Annotated in this window: 13 protein-coding genes; 1 reads left to right on the top strand and 12 read right to left on the bottom strand. The window is 34.6% G+C overall.

Translation table 11 applies throughout. The features are described 5' to 3' along the window. Positions 1-8: 8 nt before the first annotated feature. From NCC77_RS04800 to flxA, 9 genes are all read right to left on the bottom strand, one after another. Positions 9-437, bottom strand: coding sequence for a hotdog family protein (locus NCC77_RS04800; RefSeq protein WP_250834574.1), 429 nt, complete (start codon positions 435-437; stop codon positions 9-11). After that, positions 437-1,570 carry a dialkylresorcinol biosynthesis protein DarB gene (gene darB / locus NCC77_RS04795; protein ID WP_250834573.1) on the bottom strand — a complete coding sequence of 378 codons (1,134 nt, stop codon included), beginning with the start codon at positions 1,568-1,570 and terminating at the stop codon, positions 437-439. Before darB ends, NCC77_RS04800 begins: the two co-directional genes overlap by 1 nt. 17 nt (positions 1,571-1,587) lie before the next feature. Further along, positions 1,588-2,490, bottom strand: coding sequence for an NADPH-dependent FMN reductase family protein (locus tag NCC77_RS04790; RefSeq protein ID WP_250834572.1), 903 nt, complete (start codon positions 2,488-2,490; stop codon positions 1,588-1,590). 280 nt (positions 2,491-2,770) lie between these two features. Then, positions 2,771-3,652, bottom strand: coding sequence for a lysophospholipid acyltransferase family protein (locus NCC77_RS04785; protein ID WP_250834571.1), 882 nt, complete (start codon positions 3,650-3,652; stop codon positions 2,771-2,773). Further along, complete coding sequence (locus NCC77_RS04780; RefSeq protein WP_177211448.1) at positions 3,653-3,907, bottom strand: acyl carrier protein; 255 nt, start codon at positions 3,905-3,907, stop codon at positions 3,653-3,655. Then, positions 3,900-5,135 (bottom strand): beta-ketoacyl-[acyl-carrier-protein] synthase family protein, encoded by a 1,236-nt coding sequence (locus tag NCC77_RS04775; RefSeq protein ID WP_250834570.1) that lies wholly within the window; start codon positions 5,133-5,135, stop codon positions 3,900-3,902. Before NCC77_RS04775 ends, NCC77_RS04780 begins: the two co-directional genes overlap by 8 nt. Before the next feature lie 167 nt (positions 5,136-5,302). Then, complete coding sequence (gene flxB, locus NCC77_RS04770; protein WP_201999149.1) at positions 5,303-6,034, bottom strand: flexirubin biosynthesis SDR family reductase FlxB; 732 nt, start codon at positions 6,032-6,034, stop codon at positions 5,303-5,305. A 95-nt stretch (positions 6,035-6,129) separates the two neighbouring features. Further along, positions 6,130-7,356: a WG repeat-containing protein gene (locus NCC77_RS04765; protein WP_250834569.1), complete on the bottom strand. Its 1,227-nt coding sequence runs from the start codon at positions 7,354-7,356 to the stop codon at positions 6,130-6,132. A gap of 40 nt (positions 7,357-7,396) precedes the next feature. Next, on the bottom strand, positions 7,397-8,917 hold the full coding sequence (flxA, locus tag NCC77_RS04760) for a flexirubin biosynthesis tyrosine ammonia-lyase FlxA (RefSeq protein ID WP_250834568.1): 1,521 nt from the start codon (positions 8,915-8,917) through the stop codon (positions 7,397-7,399). 101 nt (positions 8,918-9,018) lie between these two features. Between flxA and NCC77_RS04755 the strand changes: the two genes are divergently transcribed. Beyond that, on the top strand, positions 9,019-10,269 hold the full coding sequence (locus NCC77_RS04755; RefSeq protein ID WP_250834567.1) for an NAD(P)/FAD-dependent oxidoreductase: 1,251 nt from the start codon (positions 9,019-9,021) through the stop codon (positions 10,267-10,269). A 246-nt stretch (positions 10,270-10,515) separates the two neighbouring features. Here NCC77_RS04755 and NCC77_RS04750 read toward each other — a convergent pair whose 3' ends face one another. From NCC77_RS04750 to NCC77_RS04740, 3 genes are all read right to left on the bottom strand, one after another. Continuing rightward, positions 10,516-10,851, bottom strand: a complete 336-nt coding sequence (locus tag NCC77_RS04750) for an L-rhamnose mutarotase (protein ID WP_250834566.1) — start codon at positions 10,849-10,851, stop codon at positions 10,516-10,518. Positions 10,852-10,855: 4 nt separating this feature from the next. Next, complete coding sequence (locus NCC77_RS04745) at positions 10,856-11,713, bottom strand: fumarylacetoacetate hydrolase family protein (protein WP_250834565.1); 858 nt, start codon at positions 11,711-11,713, stop codon at positions 10,856-10,858. A 154-nt stretch (positions 11,714-11,867) separates the two neighbouring features. Next, the gene (locus NCC77_RS04740; protein WP_250834564.1) at positions 11,868-12,632 is read right to left on the bottom strand and encodes an SDR family NAD(P)-dependent oxidoreductase; all 765 of its coding nucleotides are present in this window, start codon (positions 12,630-12,632) and stop codon (positions 11,868-11,870) included. Between the last annotated feature and the right edge of the window lie 5 nt (positions 12,633-12,637).

Below are 12,637 nucleotides of genomic sequence, written 5' to 3'. Positions count from 1 at the left end.
GGTTATTTTTATTTTGCCAAAACGGTTTTCATTTGTCCTCTGGCAATCTCTTCATTATTTAAAGTCGTAACAATATTCACCAAAGTAATTCCTGCAAATTCCTGCAGAATCGTAACTTCAGATTGAATAGTATCGTTAAGTTTTGGAAGTTTCTTAATTTCAATTTCTTTAATAGAACCGATATAGCCCGTTGGAGCAATTTCGTTTTTCAAGAAATATTGATATCCCGTATGCAATGCCACAGATTGTGCCATATGTTCTATTAATCCAGCTTCAAGAAAAATATCGTTTGATACAAAAATATTTTCGCGCTGAATTTCTAAACCCGAAACCAACGAAGTTTCAGAATAAGAATGCATAGCATCTACCATCACAAAAGGAAACTTTTGAGGCAGTAAATTTTCGACCATTTCTTTTTCTAAAAGCATTGTTTCCATTAACAAACCGTTAAATAGGCATACGCAAAAGAGAATCTTCCGCTTTCTGGAACAGATAATAAAATTTTATCTCCTTTTTTCAAATTCCCTGAACTCATCAATTCTTCAAGAGCCAAGTAAATAGAGGCAGAGCCAACATTTCCTACTCTAGAAAGATTCATGAACCATTTGTCATCGCTCATTCCGATACCTTTTTCGTTTAATCCTTTTTTCAATCCTTCCACAAAAAAGTTAGAAGAAACATGAGGAATAAAATAAGTAATATCTTCCGATTTAATATTGTTTTTATCCATGGCGTCTTTCATGCTTTGAGCACCTTTTGACAGGATAAATTCGTCTAATAATTTAACGTCCTGTTTTATTGAAAAAACAGATTCGTTCAGCCATTGTTCTGGAGAATAATCGCTCCAGCCTTTAATTTCACCATTTTCCAATTTATCACCTCCGGCATACATACAGGTTTCTAATTCATAGGCATACGAAAAAGCTTCCATCCATTCGATTTTTAATGAAATTGGTCCTCTTGGTTTGTTTTCCAAAAGAAAAGCTCCAGCACCATCTGACAGCATCCAACGAAGAAAATCTTTTTTGAATGCAATAATTGGCTGTTCTTCAAGGCTTTTTAAATTATCGGCCTCGTGATTGTATTTTTGGGCATTCAGCCAAGTAGAAACTTTTTCTGATCCTGTGCAGATTGCGTTTTTTGAATTTCCAGATTTTATAGAAAGAAAACCAAATTTAAGAGAGTTCATTCCGGCACAGCAAACTCCCGTTGAAGAGTTTAATTCTACCGATTTATTTTTTAGCAGACCATGAACCATCGCTGCGTGTGAAGGCAGAAAAATGTCTGGAGTTGAGGTCCCGCAAGAAAGTACCTCTAAATCTTGAGGCGTAAAATTTTCGTCGAATAACGGTAAAATGGCATTTTTGGTTAATTCGGCATTGCTATGTGTGCTTTTTCCTTCTTTGTCAACAGCGTAATATCGGCTTGTAATTTTATTGTTGCGCAAAATAATACGTCTAGCCTTGGAAGCAGTATCATTGATAAGGCCCAAGTAGGCTTCCATTTCATCATTAGAAACAGCTTCGTTTGGCAAATATTTTGCAGCTTTTGTAATATATACTTCAAACATAATTTAAATTTCGTCTTCTAAACTCCCTGATAATATTGAGTTTCCTTTTTTATAGATTTTAACTTAAGCGGATAGGTAATAAGGTGCAATATATACACTATTGGTGAGATTAACCATATCGCAAGGAATAAATAAACATTAAATACTTTAAGCAGCTGTTTTCGGTTTTTTTGATTTTTATAAATGATATTTGACCATTTATTAAAAATTTTATTGGCCGTTTTGTCAACCGTTACCAAATACGAACTTATTTTTACAGCGCCAGCATCGACCAATTTGGGCTGTAATTGCGCTAAATTATTTTGCTGTAAAGAATCCAGCATGATTTCTCCAAACTGACTCGATTCTTGTATGTCTTTTTCTGAAACTCCAGGAAGCGGAAAAATACCTAAATATTTTTTCTTAACTCCAGAGAACATCCATTCTACAATGGTGATTACACTTATTAAATTTCCAACGCGGTCTACCAAAGCTACGTTTCCAACCAAATTGGCATTGGCTTTTCGCAGCAAAACTTTAATCTTTTCCTGAGCCATAATCCACATGTTTCTTGAACCGCTGATGGTAATAACAGGAGTATTGTTTAAAATTTTCTTGGCATCGTCACTTTTCAAAAATGAATTAATGGGAATAGAAGGCGATAAATACCAAACCTGATAATGAAATAATACTAAATCAAATTTTGTGTTTAAAATTTCCTCAGGAACAGGTTTTAATGCGGTCGGAATCTGTAAAAACGATTCTGGAAAGGCATCAAAAAATGATTCTTTGTTCCAAGGAAAAGGAAACGGTTTCTCTAATTGTATTTCATGAAATGTGAGCTTTATTTCTTCTGAATCTAGAAATGGTTTTGCAATATTTCTTGCAATAGATTCTAGCTGTCCAGATTGCGTATAATAAATTACGAGAACATTTTTCATTTTAGGTTTTTGGGCTTTGGTGGTCAGCAAAAATAAGTAAATTTATTTAAACGAATTTTCTTATTTCGACCAATGGTTTTTTATTAGCCACGAATTCACGAATTATTCAAATACTGTTGTTATTAATGATTTTCCTTAAATTATTAAATAGTAATAATTTCACGAAAAACGAATTAATAAAAATTAGTGTAATTCGAAATAAAGATTCTGCCCCAGTAATTAATAAAAATTCGTGAATTGCTTCGCCAGTTCGCTATCGCTCGGGTCGTGGCTAAAAAAATTACGATTTTATATCGTTCCAGAAATCAAAATAATTGAACCATTGCAAAGGATATGTGTGCAGAATGCATTCAACACTTTTTACATATTCCTTCAAAAGTGCTTTTTCGTCTCGGTGTTTGACTTCGGCCTCTCTTGCGTACAAATGATAATGAAGATTGGGTTCTTTCATTACATAAACAAAAACTACAGGAACTTTTAATCGTGAAGCAATTAAAAACGGACCAGCAGGGAAATTGGCTTCTTTGCCCAGAAGTGTTTCAGAAAGCGATTTTGTTCCTTCAAAATAACGATCGCCCGTAAAGCAGATTAATTCGTTATTGGCCAAAGCGGCATTGATCTCAAATATATGAGAAAGATCATCTTTGATGATAATAAATTTTACAGTTGGTTTTTGAGAAACGCTTTCGAGATAATTCTTAATGGCAGAATGCTCTAAATCTGTTGTAACCAAATTGATTTGGAAATTAAGATCAATATCTCCCAAAAAATGTTCGGCAATTTCAAAATTTCCGACATGGGCACTAATTAAAACACCACCTTTTTTCTCGGCAAGTAATTTTTTTAGTGTTTCTATTCCGTCAAATTCATAAGTAAATTTGTTTCGCATTCCTGCCGAAATGGAAACTTTATCAATAATAGTTTGTCCAAAAGTATAGTAACTTTTGAAAACCATTTTTTTGGATTTGAAATACGAGTATTGCAGTCTTTCTTTAAAATAATAAAAAATGGCTCTGTTGCTTTTTCTTAGAAATAAAAAATAATAAGATGCAACAAAATAAAGTAAGACATAAGCCGCTTTGACACCCGCTTTTTGAATTAAAAAAACGAATATTTTATAACCTAAAACAGTTCCTTTGGATTTACCATCCCATTGACTCATTTAAGCTGATTTGGCTTTTATTTTAGTTTCGATTAAGTCATAAAAACTTTGAAAATCAGAAATTCCAACAAAATCTGCTTCAACTAGTTTTACACCAAAGTTTGCCTCTATTGAAACGACTAAATCAACATAATCCAGACTGTCTAACCCAAGTGTATCTTTTAAATTAGCATTTGGTTCAATGTCGTCACTATCAACTTCAAATTCATCAACTAAAAAACCATTAATCTTTGCTATAATCTCTTCTTTATTCATTGTTCAATTTAAACTTTTTAACCACCAACGCAGAGTTGGTTCCTCCGAAACCGAAAGAATTGGACAAAAATATGTCAAATTTTTTGTTTAACGTAGTTTTAACTAAATTTAATTTTGACGCATCTTCATCTGGAGTTTCCAAATTAATGTTTGGCGCGATAAAATCGTGCTGCATCATTAGGATAGAATAAATGATTTCGCTGGCTCCTGCCATCCAGCATTCGTGGCCAGTCATTGATTTTGTAGAACTTACAGGAGGATTTTTTTCTCCAAAAACTTCAAAAATGGCTTTAGCTTCATTAGCATCTCCAACAGGTGTTGAGGTGGCATGGGCATTTATGTATTCAATATCTGAAGCTTCTATTTTTGCATCATCAAGTGCACGTTTCATTGCTGTGGCTGGTCCTTCAACGTTTGGTGTTGAGATGTGTCCGCCGTTTGATGAAAATCCGTACCCGCCAATTTCTGCAATGATATTGGCACCACGTGCAATGGCAGATTCGTAACTTTCTAAAATTAAAGTTGCGCCACCACCACTCGGAATTAATCCATCACGACCAATATCAAAAGGTCTTGAAGCTTTTGTAGGATCACCTTCTCGGTTAGAAAAAACACCTAAACCGTCAAAACTGCTCATGGCGTATTTGTTGATTTCCTGTGCTCCGCCAGTTATAACAATATCTTGAAAACCGCTTTTAATTAAAAAATAAGCCAAACCAATAGAGTGAGAACCACTCGCGCAAGCTGCACTTACCGTAAGATTGATGCCGCGAAGTTTAAAAATCGTAGAAAGATTCATCGTTACAGTAGAATTCATCGATTTGAAAATAGCACCAGAACCAATAAGAGCGGTGTCTTTTTTCTCGCGAACAATATCTGTTGCGTCAATGATTGCTTTAGAAACGCTGTCGTTTCCGTACATAATACCTACTTCGTGTTCATCAAAAAAAGCATCATCAATGTTGGCATTTTTTAATGCTTCTATAGTGGCCATATAAGCATATTCGGTTTCTTCACCGATGCTCATACGTTGTCTGCGCGTCAATAAATTTTTAAGATCGGCTTTCGGAACCATCCCTGTTAAGGCCGACTGGAAACCAAATTCTTTACGTTCAGAATCAAACTGAATACCAGATCTTCCTTCGTATAACGAATTTTTTACTTCGTCTAAAGAAGTTCCGATACAAGAATAAATTCCCATTCCAGTAATTACAACTCGTCTATTCATCGTCTTTCAAAAGTAATTTTTTATCCTTAAAGTGTAATTTTTTAATCTTGCCACAAAGGCACTAAGTTTTTTTAAAGTCTTTTTGCTTAAACTTTGCGACTCTGCGTCTTTGCGAGCAATTTTCTATGTTTAAAAATCTTAAAATAATCTCGCAAACATAGTATTCTTTAAGAATATATTCCGCCGTTAATATTGATAATTTCTCCTGTAATATAGCTTGCTTTTTTAGAAATCAAAAAGCTTACCAAATCTGCAACCTCTTCGGCTTCGCCAAAACGGTTTACGGGAATTAGCTTTAATAATTCTTTTTCATCCAATTCACTCGTCATATCGGTTCTAATAAAACCTGGAGCGACAGCATTTACAGTAATATTTCTTTTTGCAACTTCTTGTGCCAAGGCTTTAGTTGCTGCAACAATGGCACCTTTTGCAGCCGAATAATTGGTTTGTCCCGCAGTACCTTTTACTCCAGAAACGGAAACCATATTTACGATTCGGCCGTATTTGTTGCGTAACATTTTTTGAATAAAAAACTGCGTAACATTAAAGAAACCGTTTACACTTGTATTCATAACGCCGTTCCAGTCTTCTGGTGTCATCCACATAAAAAGACCATCTTTTGTGATTCCGGCATTGTTTACAATTGCTTCAACCAATTTTTCAGGATTTGCTTCCTGCCAAGCAGTTAAAACATTTTGTACGTTTTCAAAATTAGAAACATCAAAACCTAAGATTTCTCCTGTTGCGCCCAATTTTTGTACTTCTTGTAATGTTTCTTCGGCAGCTGTTTTATTCGAATGATAATTAATCAGAATATGATAATCGGATTCTACGGCCAGTTTTTTACAAATCGCACTTCCAATTCCTCTTGAACCGCCTGTTACTAATACACACTTCATTTATGTAGGGTTTGTTTTTATTCATCATAAAATGAAACCGCTTTATCGAATGCGATTTCACTTATGCAAATTTCTAATTTATTTGGAGATAAATATTATTTCTTTTTTTTCGGTGCTGGTTTTGCAGCTGGTCTCGCCGCAGGCTTAGTCTCTTGTTTTGGTTTTTCGGCAGAAACAGGAGCTGCAGCTGGCTGAGGTTTTTCAGCGCTTTTAGAAAACAATTCAGCGTTTTCAAACCATTGATTAGCTAAAACGGTTCCGTCTGGTTTTAGAAATCCCCATTTTCCTTCGTTTTTTACGCGGGCAACGCCATCAATAAATCCTTTGTCCTGTTGTACAAACATTGCAATAATAGCATTTGCAGTAATCCCGTATTGAGTTGGAATAACCAATTTTCCAGATTCATTTATAAATCCCCAATTGCTTTCTTTTACAGGAGCCAGACCATTTGTACTGAAAACTTCTGCATCGCTGTAAGTTGGTTCAATCACAAATTTCCCTTCTGGATTAATGAATCCCCATTTTTTTCCAACCAAAACTGGAGCTAAATTTTTTGAAAACGCTTTTCCTTTATCATAAATAGGAAGAATGGCCCAATTTCCTTTTAAATCGATATAACCAATTTTTCCGTTCTTTTTGGCAAACGTCAAATCTTGAGTTTCAAAATCCCAGATTTTTTCTGCTCCATCAACAGGAATAAATTTTCCACCGCTTACCAAACCGAAAGTTTTATCTTTTTTAGCCCAAGTTGTTCCTTTAAAATAATTTCCAACTTCGGCATAAATAGGCTCAACCAATTCTTTTCCGTTGGTATCAATAATTCCCCAGTTTTTGTTCAATTCTACTCTGGCGTAACCATTTTCAAAAGGTTTGATCTGATCGTATTTTGGTTCTAAAACAACAGCCATTTTGTTGTTGATTAAACCCACTTTATTATTTTGTCTGAAGAAAGCAACTCCATCATTAAAATCAAATACTTTGTCAGTAGTTGGTCCTTTTTGGATTTCTCCTTTTGTATTAATATAAACCCAGTCTTTCTCTTTTTGTACAACTGCGATTCCGCTGTTAAAATCTTTAGCATCTTTAAAATCGGCTGGAATTACCCAAGTTCCTTTTGCATCGATAAATCCCCATTTTCCGCCATTTTCTACAGCGGCTAAACCTTCAGAAAAACTTCTGGCAGATTTGTATTGAGGTTCGATTTTAAAAGATCCATCTTTAGACAGATATCCAATTTTGGAATTTTTCTTTACTAATGCCAATTCTTGACTATTAACAAATTGAATGCAGCTTAGCAATAAAAAAACAAGTGACTTTTTCATGATTTTAAGATTCAATATTAATACTGTAAAATAAAGATTTTTAACTGTTGATCAAATAATCTTTTACTTTTTGAACAAAAGGATACATTACCTGATCTTCCTTAAATTCTGGAATTATAGTTCTGATATCGTCATACCATTTTTTAGTTGTAGACGAAATTTGATCTTTTTGCTTCAAATAATCGATTGCCTGAACAATTGTGATTAATTCGATTGCCAAAACCTCAAATGAGTTTTCAATTACTTTTGATGTAATCACTGCCGCATTAGTTCCCATGCTTACAATGTCTTGATTGTCATTGTTGTTTGGAATACTATGCACATACATTGGGTTAGATAACATTTGACTTTCGGCAGTTGTTGAAGTGGCAACGAATTGAACACCCTGCATTCCGAAATTAAATCCTAATGTTCCTAAATTTACGAATGGAGGCAAAATTTCGTTGATTTTTGAATTCAATAAATAATTCAATTGACGTTCTGCAAGCATCGTTAATTTCGTAATAACGATTTTCAATTTATCCATTTCTAGCGAAATATAATCTCCGTGGAAATTTCCGCCGTGGTAAACATGTTTGTTTTTTACGTCTATAATTGGGTTGTCGTTTGCCGAGTTAAATTCGTCTTCCAAAATAGAAGCTACATTATTTATAGTTTCTAAAACAGGCCCTAAAATTTGAGGAACACATCTTAGTGAATAATATTCCTGAACTTTTTCTTTGAAGATTTCTTCGGTGTTTTCGCCAGAATATAAATGGTCTTCTCTTTTACGGATTAAAGTACTGTCAGAAAGATTTTGTCTCATTCTTTCCGCAACTTCCTGCTGTCCTTTATGGCGTTTGGTTTGATTTAATTCTTCAGAGAAGTGATCATCATAAGCTTGAACCAATTCGTTAATGGCACAAGAAGCTTTTAACGACCAGTCCAATAATTTTTTTGAATAATGAACATTTACTACTCCAATTCCTGTCATTACAGAAGTTCCGTTGATTAATGCCAGACCTTCTCTAATTTCTACCTGAATTGGTTTTAAACCTTCAATTTCGAAAACTTCTGCCGTTGGGCGTCTATCTCCTTTATAAAAAACTTCTCCTTCGCCAATTAATACTAAAGCTAAATGTGATAATTGTACTAAATCGCCGCTGGCACCAACACCACCGTGCTCAAAAATTAAAGGCGTAATATCTCGATTGATTAATTCTGCCATTAAATGAATAACAGAAGAATGAACTCCTGAATTTCCTAAAGAAAGTGTATTTAATCGTGCTAAAATTGCTGCTTTTGCGCACTCAGCGTTTAAAGGTTTTCCAGTTCCAGAAGAGTGGCTTCTAATTAAGTTATATTGCAATTGAATTTGATCTGACTCCTTAATTCTATATTGAGCCATCGGACCAAAGCCAGTATTTACTCCGTAGATTACTTTATTTCCCGAGAATTCTTTTAAGAAATTAAAACTTTCGTTTACTCGATTTTGAACCACATCGCTTATGGCAACTTTGTTTTTTCCAAAGATTATGGCTTCAAATTCTGCTAAACTTAGATATTCATTTATTGTATTCATTAAATCGATTTTGGTTGTGCTAATTTAATTTTATTTATCAAAATAAATGTAGTTATTTTGATGATGGCAAATGTAGGTTAATTAATGATAATAATTCTAATATGACAAAGGAGTTTGTTGATGTTTTAGTGATTGGTGCAGGACCGTCTGGATGTGTTTCGGCATCGTATCTTTTTAAAAACAACGTAAAGGTTAAAGTTGTAGAAAAAACGAAGTTCCCAAGACTTGTAGTGGGCGAAAGCCTTATTCCGCGAGTAATGGATCATTTTGCTGAAGCAGAATTGTTTGACGCTCTTGACGCGATGAACTTCGAAAAGAAATTAGGAGCTCGTTTTATTAGAGGAGAAGAAATCTGCAATTTTGATTTTAGTGTAAAATTTGGCGAAGGCTGGGACTGGACTTGGCAAGTTCCTAGAGCTGATTTTGACAATACAATGGCTCAAGAAATCATACGAAAAGGAATAGACTTAGAATTTGAAACCGAAGTTTTGGAGGTTTCTTTTGAAGGGAAAAATTCAAAAACTATTGTAAAAGATAAGGACGGAAACCTAAAAGAAATTCACGCTAAATTTATCATCGACTCTAGTGGTTACGGACGCGTTTTACCAAGACTTTTAGATCTGGATACGCCTTCAAAACTAGATCCGCATTCTTCTATTTTTACGCATGTTAAAGACATTAATAGAGAAGAAGGAGTAGAGGGAATCCAGATTTCTTTTGACATTTTGGAAACCGAAGTTTGGCTTTGGGTAATTCCGTTTTCTAATGGAAATACTAGTTTGGGAGTTGTGGGACCGACAGATTTTATTAACTCACTTTCTGAAAATAAAGACAATGCTGAAGCTTTGCGAAATGCCATTCAGAAATCGGATTATTATATTAAAAGATTTGCGGGAACAGAATTTTTATTCGAACCTGTTAAGTTAGAAAACTATTCGAGAGCGGTTAAAAGAATGTACGGCGATGGCTTTGCTTTGACAGGAAACAGCTCAGAATTCTTAGATCCAGTTTTCTCATCTGGAGTTGCGTTTGCAACTGAATCGGGAATGTTGGCAGCAAAATTATATTTAAAAGAATCACAAGGAATTCCTGTTGACTGGGAAGTGGAATTCACGCAATACATGAAACGCGGAATCGCTGTTTTCACCACTTACGTTCAAGAATGGTACACAGGAAATTTACAGACGCTGTTTTTCCACCAACCTGAAAATCCAGATGTGAAAGAAAAAATATGTTCTGTATTAGCAGGATATGTTTGGAACGAAGAAAATCCTTTTGTCAAAAAACACGATCACGTAATAGCCAATATGGCGTATTTATTAAATATGCAAAAAGAACAAAGCCCTGAATAATCAGGGCTTTTTTATTAAAAAAACAATTCATTTTCTAAATTCATTCCGTAGGAATGTCTCGTCGGTAGAATGAAATTGTAATTATGATCATATACGTTCCGTAGGAACGTTTGATTAATGGATGAATATTTTGTTTCCGTAAAAGAGGTGTCCCTACAGGACACATTCAAAACGATAATATTTTTTTTCTACCGATCAGATATTCCTACGGAATATTAAATATTGCTATTGATATGGAATCGGATATTACAATCCAAATATTTTATCCATTAAAATCCATTTTTGTCCCGGTTTTGCCCAAGGTAAAGCTTGTTGGAATTTCCACATTAAAGTTTCCCATTCCTGAACTTTTTCGTTTTCGGCATCTGCTTTGTCTTTTTTCTCGAAAGTAAAATCGGCATCTGCTTCGATGATCATGAATAAACGGTTTCCAGTGCAATAAATATCTAAAACTTCAATTCCAGAATCTTGAATGCTTTTCTTGATTTCTGGCCATACATTTTTGTGTAGTTCTTTGTATTCTGCAATTAAATTGGCGTTGTCTTTTAAGTCTAGTGCCAGATAGAATTTTTGAGTTGCCATAATTTTAGTTTTGTTGATACGCTACGGCAGTCTGTTTGCTTGTACCTAAACCTTCAATTCCTAATTCGATTACGTCACCTGCTTTAATGTAAATTGGATCTGGTTTAATTCCTAATCCAACTCCCGGAGGTGTTCCAGTACTAATAACATCACCAGGGAGCAATGTCATAAACTGGCTTAAGTAATGTACTAAAAATGGAATTTTAAAAATCAAGTTTGAAGTATTACTATTTTGGAACGTTTTTCCATTTACCGTAAGCCACATTTTTAAGTTGTTAACATCTCCAATTTCGTCTGGAGTTGCCATAATTGGTCCAAGAGGAGCGAAGGTATCAGAACCTTTTCCTTTTGCCCATTGTCCGCCACGCTCGATTTGGAATGCTCTTTCGCTGTAATCATTCAAAAGGCAGTATCCAGCGATGTAGTTTGGTGCATCTTCTTCAGAAACGTAGCTTGCTTTTTTTCCTACAACAAAAGCTAGTTCTACTTCCCAGTCTGTTTTTTCGCTGTTTTTTGGGATGATCAAATTGTCATTTGGTCCGCATAAAGAAGTGGTTGATTTGAAGAAAATAATTGGTTCTTCTGGAATTGTAGCACCCGTTTCTTCACAGTGATCTACATAATTTAATCCGATGCAGATAATTTTTGATGGACGTGCAACTGGCGAACCTAAACGTACTGAATCGCTTACTTCTGGTAAAGATGGGTTATTTTTTAAAGCTTCTTCTAATTTTGCTAAACCGTCATTTTCAAAAAAAGCTTCGTTGTAATCTGTTACAATAGACGAAACATCGTATCTTTTTTCATTTAGTAAAACTCCTGGTTTTTCCTTTCCTTCTTCTCCGAATCTAATAAGTTTCATATTTTAATTTTTTTAGTAATATGTATTTTTTTTAGCCACGAATTCACGAATTTTTACAAATCATAATTTGTGAAATTCGCGGTTATTTTAATTCGCACAGATTTCACAAATTTTTTAATCTTTTTAATTCGTGAATTCGTGGCTATTTCCTTTTTTAGTTATTCAATTTAATAAATCCACCATCAATTGGGTAATCTGAACCTGTGATGAAAGAAGACTCATCACTGCATAAAAATAATGCTAAAGTTGCGATTTCTTCTGGTTTTCCCATACGGCCGATTGGCTGTGATTGAGATAGTTTTTCGAAAATTTCTTCTTCTTTTCCAGGATAATTTTTAGCAATAAATCCATCTACGAAAGGTGTGTGAACTCTCGCAGGAGAAATAGAATTACATCTGATTTTATCATTCAAATAATCTTTTGCAACCGATAAAGTCATGGCCATAACCGCTCCTTTTGCCGTAGAATAAGCAAAACGATCTGGTATTCCAACCCAGCAAGCGATTGAAGCCAAGTTCAAAATTACACCTCCGCCAGAATTTCTTAGCGCTGGAATCGAAGCGTGAAGACAGTTGTAAACCCCTTTAACGTTTACATTCATAATTCTGTCAAAATCAGATTCTGAAGTGGTGTCTACTTTTCCAACGTGAGCAATTCCAGCGTTGTTTACCAGAATATTGATATTTCCGATTTTTTCGAAAGTTGAGTTTACTTGTTCGTGGTTCGAAACGTCACAAGCATGAGCAAAAACAGTTCCGCCAGCTGATTTAATTTCTTCAACAGTTTCTTTTGCGCTTTCTTCCGTCAATTCTAGAATGTGAACTTCAGCACCTTGTTTTGCAAATAATACCGAAATCGCTCTTCCAATTCCGCTTCCGCCGCCCGTGATTATTGCTTTTTTATTTTGTAATGAAAACATTTGAT

Source organism: Flavobacterium tyrosinilyticum (assembly GCF_023656565.1).
Classification (GTDB): domain Bacteria; phylum Bacteroidota; class Bacteroidia; order Flavobacteriales; family Flavobacteriaceae; genus Flavobacterium; species Flavobacterium tyrosinilyticum.
Note: the sequence above shows the minus strand (reverse complement) of the source record. Positions and strands in the feature narration are given on the sequence as shown.

Coding starts and splice junctions, on each gene's coding strand:
- NCC77_RS04800 (WP_250834574.1), bottom strand. CDS start 437: ATGGAAACAATGCTTTTAGAAAAAGAAATGGTCGAAAATTTACTGCCT.
- NCC77_RS04765 (WP_250834569.1), bottom strand. CDS start 7,356: ATGAAAAAGTCACTTGTTTTTTTATTGCTAAGCTGCATTCAATTTGTT.
- flxA (WP_250834568.1), bottom strand. CDS start 8,917: ATGAATACAATAAATGAATATCTAAGTTTAGCAGAATTTGAAGCCATA.
- flxB (WP_201999149.1), bottom strand. CDS start 6,034: ATGAAGTGTGTATTAGTAACAGGCGGTTCAAGAGGAATTGGAAGTGCG.
- NCC77_RS04740 (WP_250834564.1), bottom strand. CDS start 12,632: ATGTTTTCATTACAAAATAAAAAAGCAATAATCACGGGCGGCGGAAGC.
- NCC77_RS04755 (WP_250834567.1), top strand. CDS start 9,019: ATGACAAAGGAGTTTGTTGATGTTTTAGTGATTGGTGCAGGACCGTCT.
- NCC77_RS04775 (WP_250834570.1), bottom strand. CDS start 5,135: ATGAATAGACGAGTTGTAATTACTGGAATGGGAATTTATTCTTGTATC.
- darB (WP_250834573.1), bottom strand. CDS start 1,570: ATGTTTGAAGTATATATTACAAAAGCTGCAAAATATTTGCCAAACGAA.
- NCC77_RS04750 (WP_250834566.1), bottom strand. CDS start 10,851: ATGGCAACTCAAAAATTCTATCTGGCACTAGACTTAAAAGACAACGCC.
- NCC77_RS04745 (WP_250834565.1), bottom strand. CDS start 11,713: ATGAAACTTATTAGATTCGGAGAAGAAGGAAAGGAAAAACCAGGAGTT.
- NCC77_RS04790 (WP_250834572.1), bottom strand. CDS start 2,490: ATGAAAAATGTTCTCGTAATTTATTATACGCAATCTGGACAGCTAGAA.
- NCC77_RS04780 (WP_177211448.1), bottom strand. CDS start 3,907: ATGAATAAAGAAGAGATTATAGCAAAGATTAATGGTTTTTTAGTTGAT.
- NCC77_RS04785 (WP_250834571.1), bottom strand. CDS start 3,652: ATGAGTCAATGGGATGGTAAATCCAAAGGAACTGTTTTAGGTTATAAA.